The following is a 22932-nucleotide window of genomic DNA, read 5'->3' as shown; positions in this document are numbered from 1 at the left end:
GGCCTTCCGAGGCGATGCCGCTAAATTGAGCCAGTAATGACGTCGACGCAATGGCGCCGATCACATCTGACAGCAAAAAGTGTTCCTTTGAGCTCTACACATAACAACTGTGGGAGGGGGCTTGCTCCCACCGTTTTGATTTTTGCTGGATCAGACGTACTGCGCCGCCGCGTAACCCGAGGCCCAGGCCCACTGGAAATTGAAACCGCCCAAATGGCCGGTGACGTCGAGCACTTCACCGACGAAATACAGGCCAGGGCTTTTCAGCGATTCCATGGTCTTGGAGGAGACTTCGCGAGTATCCACGCCGCCGAGAGTCACTTCGGCGGTGCGATAACCTTCGGTGCCGGCCGGCACGACTTTCCAGCTCCCCAGCTTGTCGGCGATTTCCGCCAGTTCGGCGTGGGTGTACTGCTTCATCGGTTTGGAGACGAACCAGTTGTCCGCCAGCAAATTGGCCATCTTCTTGGTGAAGATTTCACCCAGCAAGGTTTTCAACTCACTGTTCGGGCGTTCGGCCACTTGCTGTTGCAGCCACGCGGCGGCGTCGTGATCGGGCAGCAGGTTGATCTCGACCACGTCGCCGGATTCCCAGAACGACGAGATCTGCAAGATCGCCGGGCCGCTGAGCCCTCGGTGAGTGAACAGGATGTTCTCGCGAAAGCTCTGATCGTTGCAGCTCACCAGACAATCCACCGACGTGCCGGACAGCTCGGTGCACAGTTCCTTGAGCTGATCGGTGATGGTGAACGGCACCAGGCCGGCGCGGGTCGGCAGCAGTTCATGGCCGAACTGTCTGGCCACCTGATAACCGAAACCGGTGGCGCCCAGTGTCGGGATCGACAGGCCGCCAGTGGCGATCACCAGCGATTGGCACTGGACTTGGCCCAGGGTGGTGTCGAGCAGGTAACCGCTCTCGACTTTCTCGATGGTCTGGATCGAGGTGTCGAGGTGCAACTCGACGCCCACCTGATCGCACTCGTCCAGCAGCATGCCGAGGATGTCACTGGACTTGTTATCGCAGAACAACTGGCCGAGTTTTTTCTCGTGGTACGGCACGGCGTGTTTGCCGACCATACCGATGAAATCCCACTGGGTATAACGCGCCAGTGCGGATTTGCAGAAGTGCGGGTTCTGCGAGAGGAAATTGCCTGGTTCGGTGTACATGTTGGTGAAATTGCAGCGGCCACCGCCCGACATCAGGATTTTCTTGCCGGGCTTGTTCGCGTGGTCGAGCAGCAATACCTGACGCCCACGCCCGGCGGCGGTCAGTGCACACATCAACCCAGCGGCGCCAGCGCCAATGATCACGACTTCGGTAGAGCGCAAAACGGTGTCCTCACAAAGAATTCAAAACTCACCGAAGACCAATATCGGGCAGCAGATCGGTTACAAAATGCGCACGCGCAACGAACGGCCCTTGATCTTGCCGTCGTTCAGACGCTGCAAGGCCTGCATGGCCACGGTACGTTCAACGGCCACATACGCCTGGAAGTCGAAGATCGCGATCTTGCCGACCTGAGCGCCCGGGATACTGGCGTCGCCGGTCAGTGCGCCAAGGATGTCGCCCGGGCGAACCTTGTCTTTACGGCCAGCGCCGATGCACAGGGTGGTCATCGGCGGCTGCAGCGGGGCGAGGCCCTGGGACTTGAGGTTGTCGACCTGATCCCAGTTCAGAGGGGATTTCTGCAATTGTTCGATGGCTTGGGCGCGATGCGCTTCGCCCGGTGCGACCAGGCTGATCGCAATGCCTTTCTCGCCCGCACGACCGGTACGGCCGACGCGGTGAATGTGGATTTCCGAGTCGCGGGCCAGTTCGACGTTGATCACCATGTCCAGCGCATCGATGTCCAGACCACGGGCGGCAACGTCGGTGGCGACCAGTACAGAAGTGCTGCGGTTGGCGAACATCGCCAGCACCTGATCGCGATCACGCTGTTCCAGGTCACCGTGCAGGCCGACGGCGGAGATGCCTTTGGCGGTCAGGTGATCGACGGTTTCCTGCACCTGCTGCTTGGTGAAACAGAACGCCACGCAGGAGGCCGGACGGAAGTGGTGCAGGACTTTGGTCACTGCACTCATGCGATCTTCCGGGGAAATCTCGTAGAAACGTTGCTCGATCTGTGTGTCGTCGTGGAACGCTTGGGCTTTGACCGTTTGCGGGTCACGCATGAATTTCGAGGCCAGTTGCTTGATGCCCACCGGGTAAGTGGCGGAGAACAGCAGGGTCTGACGGCGCTCCGGGGTCTTGACGATGATGTCTTCGATGGCGTCGTAGAAGCCCATGTCGAGCATGCGGTCGGCTTCGTCGAGGATCAGCGTGTTCAGACCGTCAAGCACCAGCGAGCCTTTGCGCAGGTGCTGCTGGATGCGCCCCGGGGTGCCGACGATGATGTGCGCGCCGTGCTCCAGCGAAGCGATCTGCGGGCCGAACGACACGCCGCCGCACAGGGTCAGGACCTTGATGTTGTCTTCGGCACGGGCCAGACGACGGATTTCCTTGGCAACCTGATCGGCCAACTCGCGCGTCGGGCAAATCACCAGGGCCTGGCAACCGAAATAGCGCGGGTTGATCGGGTTGAGCAGGCCGATGCCGAAAGCTGCGGTCTTGCCGCTGCCGGTCTTGGCCTGGGCGATCAGGTCCATCCCTTTGAGGATCACCGGCAAGCTCTGCGCCTGGATCGGCGTCATCTGGGCATAACCGAGTGATTCGAGGTTAGCCAGCATGGCGGCGGACAGCGGCAGAGTATTAAAAGCGGTGGCGATGGTGGTCACGGGACTGGCCTGCAAAACAAAATGTCGCGCAGTGTAGCAGCCCCGTGCCACTTTCCTCGAAAGTTCTGGACGAACAGTGATTAATGTTCGATGTGTTCTTCCGGGTGTTTGGCGCGCCGGCCGGTTTCCTTCGATAGTTGCGAGAAGATCGTAGCGGCAAGCATCGCCATGACGCCAACCGTCACGAAGGTCAGTTGGAACGCCCCCAGAACGGTGTCCACGCCGTCATTTCCGGCCTCGGCGGTAAACCCGCCCAGCAAGGCCCCGGCACACGCCACCCCCAGGCTCAACGACAATTGCGCGACCACCGACAGCAAGCTGTTGCCACTGCTGGCGCTGGCGTCGTCGAGGTCGATCAGGGTCACGGTGTTCATCGCGGTGAATTGCAGCGAGTTGATCGCCCCGAGAATCGACAACTGACACAGCAGCAGCCAGTAAGGGGTCTGCTCGCTGACCAGGCCCATGCTTGCCAGCATGATCCCCAATGCCAGCGTGTTGCCGGTGAGCACGATGCGATAACCGAGGCGTTCGATCAGCGGTCGCGCCAGCCACTTGGCGAGCATTGCTGCAGCGGCCAGCGGCAGCATGCTCATCCCCGCTTGCGAGGGCGAATACCCCAGCGCCACTTGCAGCAGCAACGGCACCAGAAACGGCAGCGCGCCGCTGCCCAATCGCGCGAACAGATTGCCGAGAATGCCCACGGCAAAGGTGCGGGTCTTGAACAGTGATGGCGAGAACAAGGGGTTTTCGATGTGGCCTGCGCGCAACCAATAAGCAGCGAGACAAGCCATGCCGCCGAACAGCAGCAACATCACCCGCAGGTGCGGCAAGTGCAGTTCGCCCAGGCCTTCCATGGCGATGGTGATCAGGATCATCGCCGCGCCGAACAAGAGGAAACCCAGGCCATCGAAACGTGTTCGCTCAGTACCGCGCAAGTCGGGAATGAACTTCCATACGGCGTAACAGCCAATGACGCCGACCGGCAGGTTGATCAGGAAGATCCAGTGCCACGTCAGGTATTGCACCATCCAGCCGCCCATGGTCGGGCCGATCAGCGGGCCGAGCAGGCCGGGAATGGTGATAAACCCCATGATCCGCACCAGCTCCGAACGCGGGTAGGCACGCAGCACCACCAAGCGCCCGACCGGCAGCATCAACGCGCCGCCCAAACCCTGAATGACCCGTGCCCCGACCAGCATGGTCAGGCTGCTCGATACCGCGCAGAGCAGCGAGCCGAAGCTGAACAGCAAGATCGCGCCGAAGAAGATTTTCTTGGTGCCGAAACGGTCGGCGATCCAGCCTGAAGCCGGGATCAACAGCGCCACGGTGAGCATGTAGGCGATGATCACGCCTTGCATGCGTAACGGGTCCTCGGCCAGGTCGCGAGCCATGGCCGGCAACGCGGTGTTGAGGATGGTTCCGTCCAGGGACTGCATGAAGAAAGCGATAGCGACGACCCACGGCAACCAGCGTGTGGTGATGGCGTCGAGAGGCGGGCGGCTGGGCATGGAACCTCTTTGGAATTGGATTAATGCGAAACCAGCTTTTGTGTGAGCGGGCTTGCTCGCGAATGCGGTGTATCAGTCACCCTCAATATCGACTGACACATCGCATTCGCGAGCAAGCCCGCTCCCACCGTAGATCTCCAGTGTTCTGGGGATCTTTGTCTTACAGGGTCAAAGTCAAACGGCTCACCAACGCCCCCGGCAACAACGCCGACGAGGTATTGCGCTGGCTGTACGTACTCGACGAGAGCAGCAACTCACGCTCGGCGGTCAATGCTTCGAGTTGCGAACCCAGCAGGTTGTAGGCGCTGTCGTCGAAACGCATGGTGCTGACCGGCGCCTGGATCTCGCCGTTCTCGACCCAGAAGGTCGCGAAGCGTGTCATGCCCGTCATGCGCGCCGCCGGTTGGTCCGAGAAGTTCAGGTACCACAGGTTGCTGATGTACAGCCCTGTGCCCAACTGCTTGAGGATTTGCGCTTGTGGCAGATCACCCGCCGCCATGTTCAGTGCACTCGGCGATTCGCCGCCACTGGCCCCGTTGGCGGTCAAACCGTATTCGGCCGCACTGCGCGAACCGACCAACTGATCACCCGCCTTGCCCTCGACAATCAGGCGCAGATCACTGCGCGGATAACCTTCGCCGGAAAACGCCGGGCTCAGCGAGTCGCTGACTTTTTCATCCAGTGACACCAGCGCACTGAACGCCTGATCGCCGACATACAGCTTTTGCAGCGGACTGCTCTTGCTGGCGATCGACTGCGCGGAGAACCCGCCCCAACTGAGCATGCCCATGATTTCTTCCAGCGCGGCCGGTGCCAGGTAGGCGCGGTACTGTCCCGGCGCCAAGGTGCGTATCGGACGGCCGAGAAACGCCAGTTGCTCGCGTGCCTGCTCAAAGCGTTTGGCGAAACCCTCACGGCTCCAGTCATGCCCGGCGTAGCTGGCCTTCACCGCTTCGCCATTCTCGTGGAACAGGCTGAAGTCGAAGTTGAAACTGTTCGCCTGGTGCCAGCCGAACGCGCCCGATGAGCTGGCGAAACCACGGCTGATGGGGCCGGCGGCATAGAAACCGACCAGGTCCAGGCCTTCGGCCGCGGCACAGATTTGTTCGACCACATGCTCGGTGTCCGGCAGCGGATGCTCCTGCACATGCGTGCTCTGCCAGCCGTTGTGGTTGAGCAGCAAGTACGGATCCTGCGGCAGCAGCGGCAGGGTGTCGCGCAGTTGTTGCAAGCCTTCGGCGAGGCGTTGCAGGTCGGCTTCCTGATCACCGGACAGGGTGATTTGCAGGTCGGCGTGACGGCCGTCATTGACCAGCTTCAGCCCGATGCTGGCCTGTTGCACTTGCCCGGCCTGACGCACCTTGGCGTGATTGAAGCGGACAAACGCCGAAGACTCGGCGGCATAGCTGAGGGTGAACTGTTCCGGTTCGCGCACGCTGTCACGCAGCCAATTGACCATCACCTTGAAGGCGTCGGACTGATTCTTCGAAATGCTCATCAGGCGTCTCCCCCAAATACATCAATGTTGCTGAAAACGCAGGCCGGCGAGGCATGGCCGACGCGGATGACCTGGTTTGGTTCGCCCTTGCCGCAGTTCGGCGTGCCCAGCACCTTGACGGTGTTGGCGTCGCCGACGGCGCGCAGGCTCTTCCAGAAGTGCGCGGAAATCGCCCGGTAGTTGGGGTTTTTCACCACGCCTTTGAGTTCACCGTTTTCGATCAGTTGACCCCACTCACAGCCGAACTGGAATTTGTTGCGCGCATCGTCAATCGACCACGAACGGTTGGTGCTCATCAGAATGCCATGCTCGATGCCCGTGATCATTTGCTCAAGTGGCTGATCGCCCGGCTCGATGTTGAGGTTGGCCATACGGTCGATCGGCGCGCGGTTCCAGCCGCAGGCGCGGCTGTTGGCGACACCGTCCAGGCCCGCGCGGTATTGCGACAGCGCACCGCCCAATGGGCGCAGCAACAGACCATCGCGAATCAGAAATTGCTTGCTCGCCCGGGTACCGTCGTCGTCATGGCCGTAGCTGGCGAGCTCTTCGGGAATGCCCGGATCGAACGTCACGTTGAGCAGTTTTGAACCGTACTGCAGGCTACCGAAGTCGCTCGCTTTGACGAAACTGGTGCCGGCGTAATTGCGCTCATCACCGAGGATGCGATCCAGTTCCAGCGGGTGGCCGATGGATTCGTGGATCTGCAACATCATCTGGTCGGGCATCAGCAGCAGGTCACGCGGGCCTTGCGGGGTGTTCGGTGCGAGCAGCAGTTGCAGCGCCTGATCGGCCACCAGTGGGCCGGCGCCGACCAGCCCGCAACGGCTGATCACGTCGGCGCCGCCCTGTTGGCCGAAGTTCTCGCGACCGAGGCTGCGAGTCTGGCTGTCGTTACCGTCGTAGGCGGTGACGTCCAGGCTCGGGTAGACGAAGCGCTGGGCCTGGCGCAGTTCGGCGCCGGCGCTGCTCAGATAGATCTGCTCGACGTGGGTGATGCCGATGCTCACTTCCCAATTCACCAGGCGCTCATCCTTTGGCACCGAGGCGGACTCCGCGCCGAGCAGCTCAAAGCAGTCGCTCAGGGACGGGAAGGGTTGTTCGAGATTGGGTGAAAAATAATCAGCGCGGTCGCTGGACACCGGTTGATCGCGCAGGTCGAGCAAGGCGTGGGGCTTGAGCCGCCGGGCTTGCTGTTCGGCGCGTTCAAGGGCGGCTTGCAGGCCTTGTTGCGACAGGTCGTTGGTCGCCGCATACGCTTCGACGCCATTGACGCGCACAGTGAGCATCGCCCCTTCGTCGCGGCTCAGGCTCGGCGGTTCGGCAACGTTCTTGCGCACCGACAGGTGCTGACCGGATTCGCGTACATACCGCAGGGAAAAAAAATCAGCGCCCGTGCGCAAGGCAGCGAAGCGCTGCTTGAGCTGGGGGTGGAAATCGAACATTCGGGAACCTCCTTGTTATGGAGTTGCGGTGCAGCGACGGTGGGGCAGGGGGTGAAACGGTTGCGCGAGGTCTAGAGTAGGCCGGCGTGGGGGTAGGATCAAGTGACTAGGGGGTGTAGGAGGAATTACTTGAAGTCGAGGGGTTTGCGTGGAATGTGAGGGCCCCTTCGCGAGCAAGCCCGATCCCACAGTAGGTCTCCAGTGAACACAAAATCTGTGAGCACTCAGGTCCGATGTGGGAGCGGGCTTGTCTCCGGGCGGCGTTCCGATGAAGGCCGCGCCTCGATATTACGTCTTACTGAGCAACAGGCGTGATATCACGCATCGGCTTGCCCTTAACCGGCGCATCGCCCGCTACATAGTAGGCGGCGGTGCTACGCGGCAATGGCTTGCGACCACGGATCTTGTCGGCGATTTTCTCGGCCATCATGATCGTCGGCGCGTTCAGGTTGCCAGTGGTGATGATCGGCATGATCGAAGCATCGACCACACGCAGGCTCTGCATGCCGTGCACGCGACCTTCGCCATCCACGACCGCCATGTCGTCGGTGCCCATCTTGCACGAACAGGACGGGTGGAACGCGGTTTCGGCGTGCTCGCGGATGAACTTGTCCAGTTGCTCATCGGTTTGCACGTCGATGCCGGGGCTGATTTCGCGGCCACGGAAAGCGTCCAGTGCCGGCTGTTGCATGATTTCGCGGGTCAGGCGGATGCCGTCACGGAATTCCTGCCAGTCCTGCTCGGTGGCCATGTAGTTGAACAGGATGCTCGGGTGCTGGCGCGGGTCTTTCGACTTGGCCTGAACGCGACCACGGCTTGGCGAACGCATGGAACCCATGTGCGCCTGGAAACCGTGCTCTTTCACACCGTTGCTGCCGTTGTAGTTAATGGCGACCGGCAGGAAGTGGTACTGGATGTTTGGCCATTCGAATTCGGGACGCGAACGGATGAAACCGCCGGCCTCGAACTGGTTGCTGGCGCCGATGCCGGTGCCGTTGAACAGCCATTCGGCGCCGATGGCTGGCTGGTTGTACCAGAGCAGCGACGGGTACAGCGAAACCGGTTGGGTGCAAGCGTATTGCAGGTACAGCTCCAGATGATCCTGCAGGTTCTCGCCCACGCCCGGCAAATCGTGTACGACCGGGATGTCGAGGCTTTCCAGCAGTTTCGCCGGGCCGACGCCGGAACGTTGCAGAATCTGCGGCGATGCGATGGCGCCGGAGCACAGCAGCACTTCTTTGCGCGCTTTGGCTTCAACGCGCTCTTCAGCGTCGCCCACCAGGTAACGCACACCAACGGCACGCTTGCCTTCGAACAGGATCTTGTCGGTCAGGGCGTGGGTGACGATGGTCAGGGTCGAACGCTTTTTCGCGGTGTCGAGGTAGCCTCGGGCGGTGGAAGCACGACGGCCGTTCGGCGTCACGGTGCGGTCCATCGGGCCGAAACCTTCCTGCTGGTAACCGTTCAAGTCTTCGGTGCGCGGGTAACCGGCCTGCACGCCTGCTTCAACCATGGCGTGGAACAGCGGGTTGTTGCCCGCCTTCGGCGTGGTCACGCTGACCGGGCCTTCGCCACCGTGGTAATCGTTCGGGCCGATGTCGCGGGTTTCGGCTTTGCGGAAGTACGGCAGGCAGTCGAGGTAGGTCCAGTCTTCCAGGCCCGGCAGTTTCGACCAGCCATCGTAGTCCATCGCGTTGCCACGGATGTAGCACATGCCGTTGATCAGCGAAGAACCGCCGAGGCCTTTGCCGCGACCGCATTCCATCCGGCGACCGTCCATGTGTGGCTCTGGATCGGTTTCGTACGCCCAGTTGTAGCGACGGCCTTGCAGCGGGAATGCCAGAGCGGCGGGCATTTGTGTACGGAAGTCGAAACGGTAGTCCGGGCCGCCCGCTTCGAGCAGCAGAACGGTGACGCCTTCGTCTTCAGTCAGACGGGTCGCCAGGGTGTTACCGGCCGAACCGGCACCGATGATGATGTAATCGAATTCTTGGGACATTGAATGCACCCTCTTTAGATGTGGTCAGGTCAGGCCTGACGAGTGCTTCGCACTCGACTCGCGAGCAAGCCCGCTCCCACCTTGGAATGGGGGCTCCTGTGGGAGCGGGTTTGCTCGCGAAGGCGGCCTCGCGAGCAATACAAGGCTCGGTCTTAGAACACCGAGACGTAATCGCCCAGCTCGACCTGTACCGATTTGATGCGAGTGAAGTTGTTCAGCGAGCTGATGCCATTCTCACGGCCCACGCCCGACTGCTTGTAACCGCCCACCGGCATTTTTGCGTCGGACTCGCCCCAGGCGTTGATCCAGCAGATACCGGCTTCCAGTTGATGAATCACGCGGTGAGCGCGGTTCAGGTCTTTGGTGACGATACCGGCGGCCAGGCCGAAGTCGGTGTCGTTGGCGCGGCGGATCACTTCTTCTTCGGTTTCGTAGGAGAGGATCGCCATGACCGGGCCAAAGATTTCTTCACGAACGATGGTCATGTCGTCGGTGCAGTCGGTGAACACGGTTGGGGCAACAAACGCGCCTTTGGCGAATTCGCCGTCGGTCAGACGCTCGCCGCCACACAGGACGCGGGCACCTTCTTCTTTGCCTTTGGCGATGTAGCTGAGCACGCTTTCCATGTGCGGGAAGCTGACCAGCGGGCCGAAGTTGGTGTTTTCGTCTTCCGGGTTGCCGATGCGGATGCGCGCCACGCGCTCAAGGATCTTGGCTTCGAAAGCGGCTTTGAGGTGGCTCGGTACGAACACGCGAGTGCCGTTGGTGCAGACCTGACCGGAGCTGTAGAAGTTGGCCATCATCGCGGTGTCGGCAGCGCGATCGAGGTCGGCGTCGTCGCAGATGATCAGCGGCGACTTGCCGCCCAGTTCCATGGTCACGTCTTTGAGCGAGGATGCCGAAGCGCTGGCCATGACTTTTTTGCCAGTGTCAGTGCCGCCAGTGAACGAGATTTTCTCGATGCGCGGGTGCTCGGTCAGCCAGGTGCCGACTTCGCGGCCGCTGCCGGTCAGAACGTTGAACACACCGTTTGGCACGCCGGCTTCGGTGTAGATCTCGGCCAGTTTCAGGGTCGTCAGCGAGGTGACTTCGCTTGGCTTGAAGATCATCGCGTTACCGGCGGCCAGCGCTGGAGCGGATTTCCACAGCGCGATCTGGATCGGGTAGTTCCACGCACCGATACCGGCCACAACGCCCAGCGGCTCGCGACGGGTGTAGACGAAAGAAGTGTCACGCAGCGGGATCTGCTCGCCTTCGATGGCGGGTACCAAGCCTGCGTAGTATTCCAGCACGTCGGCGCCGGTGACGATGTCGACGTACTTGGTTTCGGAGAAGGCTTTACCAGTGTCCAGGGTTTCCAGTGCGGCCAGTTCATCGTTGCGCTCGCGCAGGATGTCGACGGCACGACGCAGGATGCGCGAACGCTCCATGGCGGTCATCGCGGCCCAGATTTTCTGGCCCTTTTCGGCGCTGACCACAGCGCGCTCGACGTCTTCCTTGGTCGCACGTTGCACTTGTGCGAGAACTTCGCCGTTAGCCGGGTTGATGGCTTCGAAGGTGGCATCGCTGCCGGCGTCGGAATACGCGCCATCGATGTAGAGTTTTTGCAGTTCGAAACGGGCCATAGTGTCCTCGCAAGTGCATTGGTGGTTGGCGTTGGTCACCGGGTGAGCCATGTAACTGAGGCATCGCTGGTCGGTGACAGTTCAGGGGCCGAGCGTTTTCTGTGTGCTCTAACTCACCTGCTTGGCCAATTGGATATCCATGTATTCGTAAGCGATCTGTTGCGCCTGCGCCGTGTCGAAAGCGTCTCCTGACAGCGCGCCGCGCAACCACAAACCGTCAATCAACGCTGCCAGTCCTCGCGCGGCACTGCGCGCTTCTTCGAGCGGCAACACACGGCGAAACTCGCAGCACAGGTTGGAATACAGACGGTGATCGTTGATCCGCTGCAACCTGTGCAAAGACGGCTGATGCATGCTGGTGGCCCAGAAGGCCAGCCAGGTTTTCATTGCCGGGCCATTGACCTGGCTGGCGTCGAAGTTGCCTTCGATGATCACCTGCAGATGCGCCCGAGGGCTGCTGTCTGTCAACGCCTGACGGCGTGCGGTGACGTTCTCGCTGAGGACGTTCATCAGATACCGCATCGTGGCGGCAATCAGGCCGTTCTTGTCCTGAAAGTAATGACTGATGATGCCATTCGAGACACCGGCCAAACGGGCGATCAGCGCAATGCTGGCGTCCCCCATTCCGACCTGATCGACCGCCTGCAATGTGGCTTCGATCAGTTGTTGGCGGCGGATGGGTTGCATACCGACCTTGGGCATCTTGCACATCTCCTTAGGCCTTCCGACGGGCGAATAACGCCTATCGGATTGAGGGCCAGTCTATTTTGTTTTGATTGAACGTTCAATCAACAAAGAATAAGATCTGCGACAATTCGTCGCTGTCTACAGATTTTTCCTACATGTAAGTGGCGATAAAACTGACATCCAAAAAAGCTCGAAACCTGCGCGGGGCATGGCGCGGTTCGCGGTTCGATGGACGTGTTGAAAGGGCAAGACGCTCAGGGCCAGGTTTCGGATGAACGTCCGGACTTTCGGCCACGAAAGCGATTCGCAACACCATTTCGGCAGGTTCGGGCTTTTTTCGGGGTGTCTTTATATCACCCGCCGGTCGGCTGCCAACTAACCGATTGGTCGGGTGCCGTGTTGCCTTGTGTTCTTCTCTCGCACTGCCTGGAGCATTTGTGCCATGAGTTCTGCCTCGCTTATAAAGACCCCGCCCGAGAAGGTGACGGTCAACGGTTGGGTGTTCTACACCTCTACCGCGTTGATTCTGTTGTTGACCGCCATTCTGATCATCGCCCCGCAAGAGGCCGGCAGAATGTTGGGTGTGGCTCAGGAGTGGTTGTCGCGCAGCTTCGGCTGGTACTACATGGTGGTGATCGCCGCTTACCTGGTGTTTGTGGTGGGCCTGGCGTTCTCCTCCTACGGAAAACTCAAACTGGGCAGCAAGGACGACACCCCGGACTTCAGTTACGGCGCCTGGGCGGGGATGCTGTTCTCGTCGGGTATCGGGATTTCGCTGCTGTATTTCGGCGCGTCCGAGCCGCTGGATCACTACTTCAATCCGCCGGAAGGCGTGGCCGCCACCAACATGGCGGCGCGTCAGGCGGTGCAACTGACGTTCCTGCACTGGGGCCTGCACGGCTGGGCGATCTATGCATTGGTCGGCTTGGCCGTGGCTTACTTTGCCTACCGTCATAATCAACCGCTGGCCCTGCGTTCGGCGCTGTATCCGCTGGTCGGCGAGCGTTGGGTCAAAGGCGCGGCCGGTCACGCGGTGGACGGCTTCGGCATGTTCGTGACCCTGCTGGGTCTGGTGACGAACCTGGGGATTGGTTCGCTGCAAGTGTCTTCGGGCCTTGAAAACCTGTTCGGCATGGAACACAGCAACACTAACCTGCTGATCGTGATCATCGTGATGAGCACGGTGGCGACCATCGCTGCCGTGTCCGGTGTGGAAAACGGTATCCGTCGTCTGTCCAACCTGAACATCGTGCTGTTCAGCGGTCTGCTGATTTTCGTCCTGCTGTTCGGCCCGACGTTGCACTTGCTCAACGGCTTTGTGCAGAACATCGGCGACTACCTCAACGGCGCGGTGCTGAAGACGTTCGACCTGTACGTCTATGAAGGCGACAGCGCCAAATCCGACCGCTGGTTGGGCCTGTGGACGCTGTTCTACTGGGCCTGGTGGATTTCCTGGGCGCCATTTGTAGGCATGTTCATCGCGCGTATCTCCCGTGGGCGTACCGTGCGTGAACTGGTAGCCGGCGTGCTTCTGATTCCGCTGGGCTTCACGCTGGCCTGGCTGTCGATCTTCGGCAACTCGGCGCTGGATCTGGTGATGAACCATGGGGCGGTTGAGCTTGGCAAGACGGCGCTGGAACAGCCGTCGATGGCGATCTATCAGTTGCTTGAGCACTATCCGGCGTCGAAAGTTGTCATCGGTGTGTCGATCTTCGTCGGCTTCGTGCTGTTCCTGACCCCGGCCGACTCTGGCGCGGTGATGATGGCCAACCTGTCCTGCAAGGGCGGCAACGTCGACGAAGATGCGCCCCACTGGCTGCGGATCTTCTGGTCGGTGGTGATCACCCTGGTGACCATCGGTTTGCTGTTCGCCGGTAACTTTGAAGCGATGCAAACGATGGTGGTGCTGGCCGGTCTGCCGTTCTCGGTGGTGCTGGTGTTCTTCATGTTCGGCCTGCACAAGGCAATGCGTCAGGACGTGCTGATCGAAGAGGAGCAAGCGCAACTGGCCGAACGTGGTCGTCGGGGTTTCAGCGAGCGTTTGACTCAGCTGGACCTGCAACCGAGCCAGTCGGTGGTGCAGCGTTTCATGGACAAGCAAGTCAGCCCGGCGCTGGAAAGCGCGGCTGCGCAAATGCGTGCTCAGGGGCTGGAAGTGCAAACGCTGCTGGGTAAATCCAAGCGCTGCATGGGCGTGCGCATCGAAATGGAAGAGAGCAACCCTTTCGTTTACGAAGTGAGTCTGGACGGTTACCTCGCAACCCCTGCCGAATCGGTGGCGTCTGAAGAGGCGCGTCAGCGTTTCTATCGCGCCGAGGTGTATCTGCAAAGCGGCAGCCAGGATTACGACCTGATGGGCTTCACGCAGGATCAGATCACGCGGGATGTGCTCGATCAGTTTGAAAGCCATCGGCAGCTCCTTGGCCGGGTGTACAGCTAAACGGCAAGTGGCGCGGTGTTTCTGTCTAAAGCACCGCGCCGCATCCTTCGCGAGCAAGCCGGCTCCCACATTGGCCTGCATTTTAACTGTGGAAGCGGGCTTGCTCGCGAAAAGGGCCATCAGCCACAACACGGTTTGACCTGACGCCCTGATAAACAAAAACGCCGCGATCCTCTCGCGGCGTTTTTGTGTCCGGGATTACTACCCCAGGTTCTTGCCCAGCAACGCGTGATACAACTCGCTGTCACCGAGAATCCCTACGACCTGATTGTTATCGTGCAGCACCAGTTTGTTGCCGGTCTGATAACGAATCTGCAAGGCGTCACGCATGCCGATGTTGGAGTCCACCAGCGTCGGTTTGCGTTCCAGCCCTTCAACCGCTTGTCCCGGTGCCCAGTTCTGCAGGTTGAGTGTCGAGCCGTTCTGCCGTGCGCCTTTGATGGTGTTGCCCTCGGCCAGGTCCAGCCACGAGTCGTCGCCCGGGTCCAGGCACACCGAACCGTTGATGCGTTTGCAGTTATCCAGGGTGCGCATCAGGCTGCGCCCGCACAGCACGTTGAGCGGATTGGTGTGCGCCACGAAGGTACGCACATAGTCATCCGCCGGGTTCAGCACGATCTCTTCCGGCACGCTGTACTGGACGATGCGACCGTCCTTCATGATCGCGATGCGGCTGCCCAGTTTCAGCGCCTCGTCGAGGTCGTGGCTGACGAAGACGATGGTCTTGTTCAACTTGCGTTGCAGTTCCAGCAGTTCATCCTGCAGGCCTTGGCGGATCAGCGGGTCGAGTGCCGAAAACGGTTCGTCCATCAGCAGAATGTCGGCGTCCATCGCCAGTGCACGAGCAAGGCCGACGCGCTGCTGCATGCCGCCGGAGAGTTCGTCAGGCCTCTTGTTGCGCCATTGGGCCAGACCTACCAGTTCGAGCTTCTCGTCAACCAGCTTCCTGCGTTCCTTTTCCGGTCGGCCCTGCATTTCCAGACCAAAGCTGATGTTCTCGCGAACCGTCAGCCACGGCATCAGCGCGAACTTCTGGAACACCATGGCGATGCGTTTGGTGCGCATCATTTTCAGTTCGGCGGGGGTGCAGGACGCGATATCGATCTGGCGGTTTTCGTGCTCGACGAACAGCTTGCCGCGGCTCACGGTGTTGAGGCCGTTGATGCAACGCAGCAGGCTCGACTTGCCAGAGCCGGACAGGCCCATCAGCACGCAGATTTCGCCTTTGTTGATGTCGAGGCTGGCCTTTTCCACGCCGACGATCTGCCCGGTCTTTTTCAGGATCTCGTTGCGGGTCATGCCCTCATCCAGCAGCTTGAGTGCCTCGCGCGGGTCCTTGGAGAAAATTACGTCGACGTCTTCGAAGCGAATGATGCTCATGCGTCACCCCCTGCTTTGGCTTCGGGCTGTTTGCAGATACGGTCGAGCATGATCGCCAGCAGTACGATCGCCAGGCCTGCTTCGAAGCCCAGGGCGATATCAGCAGTGTTCAGTGCGTTGACCACCGGTTTGCCGAGTCCGTCGGCGCCTACCAGTGCAGCGATCACCACCATCGACAGCGACAGCATGATGCACTGGGTGATGCCGGCCGCGATGCTCGGCATGGCGTGAGGCAGTTCAATCCGTGAAAGCAGTTGGCGACGCGAGCAGCCGAAGGCTTTGCCGGCGTCCATCAGTTCTTGCGGGACATCGCGGATGCCCAGGTAAGTCAGGCGGATCGGCGCTGCGATGGCGAACACCACCGTGGAGATCAGGCCCGGTACCACGCCCAGCCCGAAGAGGGTCAGGGTAGGAATGAGGTAAACGAAGGTGGGTACGGTCTGCATTAGATCGAGAACCGGACGCATCAATGTGTAGAACATCGGTTTGTGCGCGGCGACGATGCCCAACGGCACGCCGATGACCACGCAAACCAGGGTCGCGAACATGACCTGGGCGAGGGTTTCCATGGTTTCCTGCCAGTACCCCAGATTGAGGATCAGCAGGAAGGATGCAATCACAAAAGCAGTCAGTCCCCATTTGCGCTGGATGAAATGGGCGAGTACGGCGATGAGGCCGATCAAGACAAAAGGGTTGAACCAGGTGAGCGCAAACGTCACGCCGTGGATCATCGTTTCCAGTGTCACGGCGATTGCGTCGAATGTATTGGCGCCGTGGTCGGTCAACCATTCAACGAAACCCGCGATGTACTGGCCTAAAGGTATTTTCTGATCAATCAGCATGGTAGTGAACGTCCGCATGCAAGGAATAAACAGTCCGGGCGAGCGCACTCGCCCGGCATAAGGCGATTACTGCGCGAGCTTGGCTTTCACGGCCGCAAGGCCTGGTTTACCGTCAATGGTGGTCACGCCAGCGAGCCAGGTATCGAGTATCTGTGGATTTTTCTTCAGCCAGGCTTTGGCTGCTGCTTCGGGCTTCATCTTGTCATCGAGAACATTGCCCATCAGCTCACTTTCCATGTCGACGGTGAACTCCAGGTTCTTCAGCAACTGGCCGACATTGCTGCACTCTTCGACATAGCCCTTGCGGGTGTTGGTGGCCACGGTGGCGGCGCCGAAATCCGGGCCGAAGAAGTCATCGCCCCCGGTCAGGTATTGAATATGGAAGCGTTTGTTCATCGGGTGGGGGGCCCAGCCCAGGAATACGACCGCGGTGTCACGTCTCTGGGCGCGATCGACCTGCGACAGCATCCCCGCTTCGCTGGATTCCACGATTTTGAAGCCGGCGTCTTTCAGGCCGAAAGCGTTTTTGTCGATCATGCTCTGGATCAGACGGTTACCGTCGTTGCCTGGCTCGATGCCGTAGATCTTGCCGTCGAGTTCTTTCTTGAATTTGGCGATGTCGGCAAAGTCATGCAGACCTTTGTCGTACAGGGCTTGCGGCACGGCGAGGGTGTATTTGGCGCCCTTGAGGTTGGTGCGCACGACGTCCACGGTACCGGCATCGCGGTAGGCCTTGATGTCGTTTTCCATGGTCGGCATCCAGTTGCCGAGGAAAATGTCCATGTTCTTGCCGTCGGCCAGGGACTTGTAGGTCACCGGTACGGAAATCATGGTGGTCTTGGTTTTGTACCCCAGTGCGTCGAGTACGACGCTGGTGGTGGCGGTTGTCACGGTGATATCGGTCCAGCCGACATCGGAGAAGTTGACGGTGCTGCATTGTTCCGGTTCTGAAGCCTGGGCCAGAAGAGGAAGACTGAGCATGGCGGCCAACAACAACGAGGGGGAACCTTTCATGGGGGGACTCCTGAGTGTTTTTTGGGCGGTGTTCCGACGGGATACCCGCACTTATGAATGTTGCGGTCGGTAGGTGCGTGAAACGTGTTCTGACACGCAGCCTTGCAATCAAGTCGTAAATGATCATGTACCAGTGCATATCGGACGCCTACAGGTAGGGTCGCATCCAGTACAGGCGTGGTCGCATCTAGTGTCGGTAACGTCGCTTACAGCTTTTTTCCACCCATTGACGGCTCCCTGGGCCACTAAAAAGCGAGTGGATAGAGCCTCACCGACACACGGCGTTAGTGGACAAGACTACGTCGGTGTCAGACGTCAACCTTACGGCAAAAACCGGAAGATGTGCGAATTCCGGCGTCAAGCGTAGTTGCTGCGCCGCCCGGCGCAGCCGTGTCGGGACGTGTTTGAACTTGAGATATTCGCCCATGGCAATCAGCGTTTTCGACCTGTTTAAAATCGGCATTGGCCCTTCCAGTTCCCATACTGTGGGCCCGATGCGCGCCGCTGCTCTGTTCGTGCAAAGCCTGCGAGAAAAGGCCCTGCTCGATGACGTTCGGCGTGTCGAAGTTCAGCTTTATGGATCGCTGTCGGCCACGGGTATCGGCCATGGCAGCGACAACGCGGTGATCATGGGATTGATGGGCGAATGGCCTGATGCAATCGATCCCGCACAGATTGGCCCGCGCATCCAGGCGCTACGCGAAACCGATACGCTCTTGCTGGACGGTCGTCTGACGGTACCCTTTGTCTGGGCCCGGGACATGCGTCTGATCGAGGAGAACCTGCCTTTCCACCCCAACGCCATGACGCTGATCGCCGAAGGTGATGGCGCTACCCTGCATCGCGACACCTATTACTCGGTCGGTGGCGGTTTTGTCGTGGATGAGGCGCAAGCCTGCAGCGGTGTGGTGGATCTGGATCGCACCGAACTGCCCTATGACTTCTCCAGTGCCGTGGAGTTGTTGGCGCTGTGCAAGCAACATAACTTGCGCGTCGCCGACTTGATGATGGCCAACGAAAAGGTCTGGCGCAGCGAAGAGGAAATCCGCGCCGGGCTGATGAAACTCTGGCGAGCGATGCAAGATTGCGTCGAGCAAGGCCTCAAGCACGAAGGCATCCTGCCTGGTGGGTTGAATGTGCGTCGGCGTGCGGCGAAGTTGCATCGCAGCCTGCAGGAATTGAACAAGCCCAACGTGATCGGCTCGACGCTGAGCGCGATGGAGTGGGTCAACCTGTTCGCCCTTGCCGTGAATGAAGAGAACGCGGCGGGCGGGCGGATGGTCACGGCGCCGACCAACGGTGCGGCGGGGATCATTCCGGCGGTGCTGCACTACTTTATGAAGTTCAGCGAAGCGGTCACCGACGCCAACGTGGTCGACTACTTTCTGGCGGCGGCGGCGGTGGGGATTCTGTGCAAAAAGAACGCGTCGATTTCCGGTGCCGAAGTCGGTTGTCAGGGCGAGGTCGGGTCGGCCTGTGCGATGGCGGCGGCAGGGCTGGCGGAGATTCTTGGCGCTTCGCCTGAGCAGTTGTGCAACGCGGCGGAAATCGGCCTGGAACATAACCTCGGTTTGACCTGCGATCCGGTAGGCGGCCTCGTCCAGGTGCCGTGCATCGAGCGCAATGCGATTGCGGCGGTGAAGGCGATCAACGCCGCGCAAATGGCGTTGCGTGGCGATGGTCAGCACTTCATCTCGCTGGACCGGGTGATTCGCACCATGCGTGATACCGGTGCCGACATGCATGACAAATATAAAGAAACATCGCGCGGTGGGTTGGCGGTCAGCGCGGTTGAGTGCTGAAACCGAGTGGCTTCAATCGTTAGCAGGCTAGCGACCACAGTCGATTCGTATCGATCAGAAAACCTGTGCAAACCAACCTGCCGGCGATTGGGCCAGACCAGTCAAAACTGCGCGCTAAATGAACACGGTTAATCAAACACGCCACCTTTTGGCGCGTCGCAATCAGATAAGAGTCTTTCCCACCTGTAACAGGCAATCAGCACACCCTACCGTCCGTCACCTGTGCCTGTGGTGACACTCCTGTGGAACGGCGCGCAGCCCCGTTCCCACAAGTGATACCGATCTGCTCACAGGCAACGGAGCAGAGCTTTGCCCCTCGCTGATGGCACTTCCAAACACCCTTCGCCGGAGGTCTCATATAGACGCGTCGTGATGTCGTTTTCAGGAGTTATTGAATGGCCATTCAATTTTAGGCATGGCAATTGCTCTGTCATAACAAAGCCCGTCTCCCACTCGAGAACGCTGGCAAAAACAAGAGCCTCCGCCTGAGGCCTTCACCCGCTTTGTGTGAGGAGATACCGCGATGACGTCGTTCAACTCAGGGGCTCAACCCCAGAACCGTGCGCCTCAATCCATCGGCTTTCTGCTGCTGGACAATTTCACGCTGATTTCCCTGGCCTCTGCGGTTGAGCCGCTGCGCATGGCCAATCAGTTGTCCGGTCGTGAACTGTTTCGCTGGAGCACCCTCACCGTCGATGGCGGCCAGGTGTGGGCCAGCGACGGCCTGCAAATCATGCCCGACGCCTCGATGCACAAAGCGCCCCCGCTGGACACCGTGATTGTCTGTGGCGGTGTCGGTATCCAGCGCACGGTGACCCGTGAGCACGTCTCCTGGCTGCAAAGCCAGGCGCGTCAGTCGCGTCGTCTGGGTGCCGTGTGCACCGGCAGTTGGGCCTTGGCCTGCGCCGGGCTGCTCGACGGTTTCGATTGCAGCGTGCACTGGGAATGCCTGGCGGCAATGCAGGAAGCTTTCCCGCGCGTGGCCATGAGTACTCGCTTGTTCACCCTCGACCGCAACCGCTTCACCAGCTCCGGCGGCACCGCGCCGCTGGACATGATGCTGCACCTGATCAGCCGCGATCACGGCCGTGAACTGTCCGCCGCGATCTCGGAAATGTTCGTCTATGAGCGCATCCGCAACGAACAGGATCACCAGCGCGTGCCGCTCAAGCACATGCTCGGCACCAACCAGCCGAAGCTGCAGGAAATCGTCGCGCTGATGGAGGCCAACCTTGAGGAACCGATCGACCTCGACGAACTGGCGGTGTATGTCGCCGTGTCCCGTCGTCAGCTCGAGCGGTTGTTCCAGAAATACCTGCACTGCTCGCCGTCGCGTTACTACCTCAAGTTGCGTTTGATTCGTGCCCGGCAACTACTCAAGCAGACGCCGATGTCGATCATCGAAGTGGCTTCGGTGTGTGGTTTCGTCTCAACGCCGCACTTCTCCAAGTGCTACCGCGAATACTTCGGCATTCCGCCGCGTGACGAGCGCGTTGGCTCCAACACCACCCAGCAGGTGGCGATGATGCAGTTGCCGCAGGCGATGGTGCTGTCGCCGCTGTCGGGGCCGATGTCGGCGTTGAGTCAGGCGCGTAATGAATCGACGTTTGCCAGCGTAAGGCTGTAAACCGAGTCATCGTTCATCGCCAGCAGGCGGGCTCCCACAGGATGGATGTCGATCACAAAAATGTGGTCAGACACAAAAACTGTGGGAACCCGCCTGTGGGCGATTGGCTTGCTCAGGCGCTGTGGGTCTGTTGGTAGTGTGCCAATGCCGGCAACAACTGTTTGTCGATGGCTTGGCGTACAGCCGGCTGGATGCTCGCGCCGCTGGTGTACATGTCCTTGACCATTTTGCGCAATTCGAACGCCCGAGCATTGTCCAGACCCATTACGGCGAATTCACATGCCTGCTCGGCCGTCGAGCCGACCGGCACCTGTAATCCCAATGCCTTGAGCTGTCCCAACAGGTCTTCCTGATCGATCAAATCGGCAAACATCATGAGGCGAATCCTTCTTCAGCAACGGAGGTCGTGACTCGATTCTGGTAGGCAAGGGGAGGGACGGCAAGGGCGATTTGTCGCAGTGGCTGCTACGACTATGAACGGGTCGTTTTCGGCTAACTCGTTGTCAAAGGGAGTGGGCAAACTGGCTTCAGCTTGCAACACGACGGTTTGGTCACCCTCGCACGGCAGCTCCTCAACAGTACCCTCAGCCCCGATCCTGTCACGGCTTGTATCGGGGCTTTTTTTGCCTGTCCGTCAGTGAAACCGATCTGCGCAGCAAGCGCTCATCTCGCTCGATAGTGGGTTTTAACGGGCCGGTGGCAGGGCGATGATGCGGCCGATGTAAGTCGGGGCGGGCAGGTCGGCCTGCTCGGCGACGATGGCTTGCAGACGGCTCAAGGTGTCCGCGCTGAACGGCGCCGAGCGCGGGCCGGCGAGGTCGACGTGCAGCAACATCTGCTCATTGCCGGCCAGCTCCTGGTCTTCCCCGACTTTGTGCAGGCTGTGATAGAGATGCAGGCGTTTGCTGTCGTGACCGATGATTTGCGTGCGTACTTCGACGTCGGTGTCGAGCTTCACTTCGTGCAGGTAGCTGAGGTGCAGTTCCAGGGTGAACAGCGAGTGGCCGCTGGCTTCGCGGTGGTTGCTGTCCATGCCGAGGCGATCCATCAGGGCGTCGGTGGAGTAGCTGAAAATCAGCAGGTAGAAGGCGTCGCGCAGGTGGCCGTTGTAGTCGACCCAGTCGGGGATGATGCGGGTTTGGTAGGTGGTGAGGCTGGGCATGGTGTCAGATCCAACATTGATAGTGGCTGGGCTGCCGTCTTCGCGAGCAAGCCCGCTCCCACATGGGAATGCGGTCATCTGTGGGAGCGGGCTTGCTCGCGAAGGGGCCGGAACTGTTGAGCAAGGATTATTCGCTGAAACTCATTCCATGCTTCTCCTTGGTAGTCCTCACCGCCTCCAGCACCGCCAGCAGGCAATCATCACGATAGCGCTCCAGCGCCGAAATGCTGTGGCTGCCCAACTGATCGCTGGTGCCATCGACCACATCGTCAATCAACTTGTCGGTCAGCTCCGGTGCCGGCAGATACGTCCATGGCAACTGCAACGCCGGGCCGAATTGCGACATGAAGTGACGCATTCCGGCATCGCCACCGGCGAGGGTGTAGGTCAGGAAGGTGCCCATGAACGACCAGCGCAGACCGGCGCCGAAACGGATCGCGTCGTCGATCTCGCCAGTCGTCGCCACCCCGTCGTTGACCAGGTGCAGCGCCTCACGCCACAGCGCTTCGAGCAGACGGTCAGCGATGAATCCCGGTACTTCCTTGCGCACATGCAGCGGACGCATGCCGAGTGATTCGTAGACTTTCATTGCCGCTTGTATAGCTTCCGGTGCGGTGTTCTTGCCACCGACCACTTCCACCAGCGGCAACAGGTAAACCGGATTGAACGGATGGCCGACCACGCAGCGTTCCGGGTGGATCGAACTCTCGTAGAACTCGCTCGGCAACAGGCCCGAGGTGCTGGAGCCGATCAGCGCATTGGGCTTGGCGGCCGAGCTGATTTTGCTGTGCAGTTGCAGTTTCAGTTCAAGGCGTTCCGGAGCGCTTTCCTGAATGAAATCCGCGTCGCGCACGCACTCCTCGATGGTCGCGACAAAGCGCAAGCGATCCTGCGACGCGCCCGGCGCCAGGCCGTTTTTCTCCAGCGCCCCCCAGGCATTGGCCACGCGTTTGCGCAGCGCCGCTTCAGCGCCGGGCGCCGGATCCCAGGCCACGACATCGAGGCCGTGGGCGAGGGCGCGGGCGACCCAGCCGCTGCCGATAACACCGCTGCCCAGCGCGGCGAAGGTTTTGATTTCGGTGATAAAGCTCATGGTCACATCCTGAATAATTCGTAGAAACCTGTGGAAGC

General features: G+C 60.2%; 17 protein-coding genes. 3 read left to right on the top strand and 14 right to left on the bottom strand.

Annotated features, from left to right (window positions below):
* Positions 1–150: 150 nt before the first annotated feature.
* The 8 genes from AACY11_RS16350 to betI form a co-directional block, all read right to left on the bottom strand.
* Complete coding sequence (locus AACY11_RS16350) at positions 151–1329, bottom strand: NAD(P)/FAD-dependent oxidoreductase (RefSeq protein ID WP_339430290.1); 1179 nt, start codon at positions 1327–1329, stop codon at positions 151–153.
* Positions 1330–1389: 60 nt separating this feature from the next.
* Positions 1390–2775 (bottom strand): ATP-dependent RNA helicase DbpA, encoded by a 1386-nt coding sequence (gene dbpA, locus AACY11_RS16345; protein ID WP_339495292.1) that lies wholly within the window; start codon positions 2773–2775, stop codon positions 1390–1392.
* Between the two features lie 80 nt (positions 2776–2855).
* The gene (gene mdtD, locus AACY11_RS16340) at positions 2856–4283 is read right to left on the bottom strand and encodes a multidrug transporter subunit MdtD (RefSeq protein WP_339430289.1); all 1428 of its coding nucleotides are present in this window, start codon (positions 4281–4283) and stop codon (positions 2856–2858) included.
* A 160-nt stretch (positions 4284–4443) separates the two neighbouring features.
* Positions 4444–5781: a TldD/PmbA family protein gene (locus AACY11_RS16335; protein ID WP_339430288.1), complete on the bottom strand. Its 1338-nt coding sequence runs from the start codon at positions 5779–5781 to the stop codon at positions 4444–4446.
* Positions 5781–7223, bottom strand: coding sequence for a TldD/PmbA family protein (locus AACY11_RS16330; protein WP_339495290.1), 1443 nt, complete (start codon positions 7221–7223; stop codon positions 5781–5783). The genes AACY11_RS16335 and AACY11_RS16330 overlap by 1 nt, the downstream gene beginning before the upstream one ends.
* 295 nt (positions 7224–7518) lie before the next feature.
* On the bottom strand, positions 7519–9222 hold the full coding sequence (betA, locus tag AACY11_RS16325) for a choline dehydrogenase (RefSeq protein ID WP_339430286.1): 1704 nt from the start codon (positions 9220–9222) through the stop codon (positions 7519–7521).
* A 152-nt stretch (positions 9223–9374) separates the two neighbouring features.
* Complete coding sequence (betB, locus tag AACY11_RS16320; RefSeq protein ID WP_339430285.1) at positions 9375–10847, bottom strand: betaine-aldehyde dehydrogenase; 1473 nt, start codon at positions 10845–10847, stop codon at positions 9375–9377.
* 108 nt (positions 10848–10955) lie between these two features.
* Positions 10956–11549, bottom strand: coding sequence for a transcriptional regulator BetI (gene betI / locus AACY11_RS16315; protein WP_221731186.1), 594 nt, complete (start codon positions 11547–11549; stop codon positions 10956–10958).
* 484 nt (positions 11550–12033) lie between these two features.
* On the opposite strand from betI, the gene AACY11_RS16310 reads away from it, so the two are divergent.
* Positions 12034–13974, top strand: a complete 1941-nt coding sequence (locus AACY11_RS16310) for a BCCT family transporter (RefSeq protein WP_339495325.1) — start codon at positions 12034–12036, stop codon at positions 13972–13974.
* 201 nt (positions 13975–14175) lie between these two features.
* Here the strand turns inward: AACY11_RS16310 and choV are convergent, their stop codons facing one another.
* The 3 genes from choV to AACY11_RS16295 form a co-directional block, all read right to left on the bottom strand.
* Complete coding sequence (choV, locus tag AACY11_RS16305) at positions 14176–15354, bottom strand: choline ABC transporter ATP-binding protein (protein WP_339464479.1); 1179 nt, start codon at positions 15352–15354, stop codon at positions 14176–14178.
* A complete protein-coding gene (gene choW / locus AACY11_RS16300) occupies positions 15351–16196 on the bottom strand; it encodes a choline ABC transporter permease subunit (protein WP_221731183.1) in 846 nt (281 codons plus the stop codon). Before choW ends, choV begins: the two co-directional genes overlap by 4 nt.
* 66 nt (positions 16197–16262) lie before the next feature.
* Positions 16263–17210, bottom strand: a complete 948-nt coding sequence (locus tag AACY11_RS16295) for a choline ABC transporter substrate-binding protein (RefSeq protein ID WP_339430282.1) — start codon at positions 17208–17210, stop codon at positions 16263–16265.
* A gap of 425 nt (positions 17211–17635) precedes the next feature.
* On the opposite strand from AACY11_RS16295, the gene AACY11_RS16290 reads away from it, so the two are divergent.
* Together AACY11_RS16290 and AACY11_RS16285 are read left to right on the top strand one after the other, a co-directional pair.
* On the top strand, positions 17636–19012 hold the full coding sequence (locus tag AACY11_RS16290) for an L-serine ammonia-lyase (RefSeq protein WP_221731181.1): 1377 nt from the start codon (positions 17636–17638) through the stop codon (positions 19010–19012).
* A 523-nt stretch (positions 19013–19535) separates the two neighbouring features.
* Complete coding sequence (locus AACY11_RS16285; protein ID WP_339495288.1) at positions 19536–20639, top strand: GlxA family transcriptional regulator; 1104 nt, start codon at positions 19536–19538, stop codon at positions 20637–20639.
* Positions 20640–20751: 112 nt separating this feature from the next.
* On the opposite strand, the gene AACY11_RS16280 is transcribed toward AACY11_RS16285, so the two are convergent.
* The 3 genes from AACY11_RS16280 to AACY11_RS16270 all read right to left on the bottom strand — a co-directional run bounded on the left by AACY11_RS16280 (position 20752) and on the right by AACY11_RS16270 (position 22894).
* Positions 20752–21015 carry a hypothetical protein gene (locus tag AACY11_RS16280; RefSeq protein WP_339430280.1) on the bottom strand — a complete coding sequence of 88 codons (264 nt, stop codon included), beginning with the start codon at positions 21013–21015 and terminating at the stop codon, positions 20752–20754.
* 309 nt (positions 21016–21324) lie between these two features.
* The gene (locus AACY11_RS16275) at positions 21325–21801 is read right to left on the bottom strand and encodes a thioesterase family protein (protein ID WP_339495286.1); all 477 of its coding nucleotides are present in this window, start codon (positions 21799–21801) and stop codon (positions 21325–21327) included.
* A 127-nt stretch (positions 21802–21928) separates the two neighbouring features.
* Positions 21929–22894 carry an L-carnitine dehydrogenase gene (locus tag AACY11_RS16270; protein WP_339430278.1) on the bottom strand — a complete coding sequence of 322 codons (966 nt, stop codon included), beginning with the start codon at positions 22892–22894 and terminating at the stop codon, positions 21929–21931.
* Positions 22895–22932: the final 38 nt, after the last annotated feature.

Source organism: Pseudomonas sp. RA_105y_Pfl2_P56, assembly GCF_963970845.1.
GTDB lineage: Bacteria > Pseudomonadota > Gammaproteobacteria > Pseudomonadales > Pseudomonadaceae > Aquipseudomonas > Aquipseudomonas baetica_A.
Note: the sequence above shows the minus strand (reverse complement) of the source record. Positions and strands in the feature narration are given on the sequence as shown.

Excerpts from the sequence above, each read along its gene's own strand:
- mdtD (WP_339430289.1), bottom strand. The coding sequence starts at position 4,283 with ATGCCCAGCCGCCCGCCTCTCGACGCCATCACCACACGCTGGTTGCCG.
- AACY11_RS16335 (WP_339430288.1), bottom strand. The coding sequence starts at position 5,781 with ATGAGCATTTCGAAGAATCAGTCCGACGCCTTCAAGGTGATGGTCAAT.
- AACY11_RS16330 (WP_339495290.1), bottom strand. The coding sequence starts at position 7,223 with ATGTTCGATTTCCACCCCCAGCTCAAGCAGCGCTTCGCTGCCTTGCGC.
- betA (WP_339430286.1), bottom strand. The coding sequence starts at position 9,222 with ATGTCCCAAGAATTCGATTACATCATCATCGGTGCCGGTTCGGCCGGT.
- betB (WP_339430285.1), bottom strand. The coding sequence starts at position 10,847 with ATGGCCCGTTTCGAACTGCAAAAACTCTACATCGATGGCGCGTATTCC.
- betI (WP_221731186.1), bottom strand. The coding sequence starts at position 11,549 with ATGCCCAAGGTCGGTATGCAACCCATCCGCCGCCAACAACTGATCGAA.
- choV (WP_339464479.1), bottom strand. The coding sequence starts at position 15,354 with ATGAGCATCATTCGCTTCGAAGACGTCGACGTAATTTTCTCCAAGGAC.
- choW (WP_221731183.1), bottom strand. The coding sequence starts at position 16,196 with ATGCTGATTGATCAGAAAATACCTTTAGGCCAGTACATCGCGGGTTTC.
- AACY11_RS16295 (WP_339430282.1), bottom strand. The coding sequence starts at position 17,210 with ATGAAAGGTTCCCCCTCGTTGTTGTTGGCCGCCATGCTCAGTCTTCCT.
- AACY11_RS16290 (WP_221731181.1), top strand. The coding sequence starts at position 17,636 with ATGGCAATCAGCGTTTTCGACCTGTTTAAAATCGGCATTGGCCCTTCC.
- AACY11_RS16285 (WP_339495288.1), top strand. The coding sequence starts at position 19,536 with ATGACGTCGTTCAACTCAGGGGCTCAACCCCAGAACCGTGCGCCTCAA.
- AACY11_RS16280 (WP_339430280.1), bottom strand. The coding sequence starts at position 21,015 with ATGATGTTTGCCGATTTGATCGATCAGGAAGACCTGTTGGGACAGCTC.
- AACY11_RS16275 (WP_339495286.1), bottom strand. The coding sequence starts at position 21,801 with ATGCCCAGCCTCACCACCTACCAAACCCGCATCATCCCCGACTGGGTC.
- AACY11_RS16270 (WP_339430278.1), bottom strand. The coding sequence starts at position 22,894 with ATGAGCTTTATCACCGAAATCAAAACCTTCGCCGCGCTGGGCAGCGGT.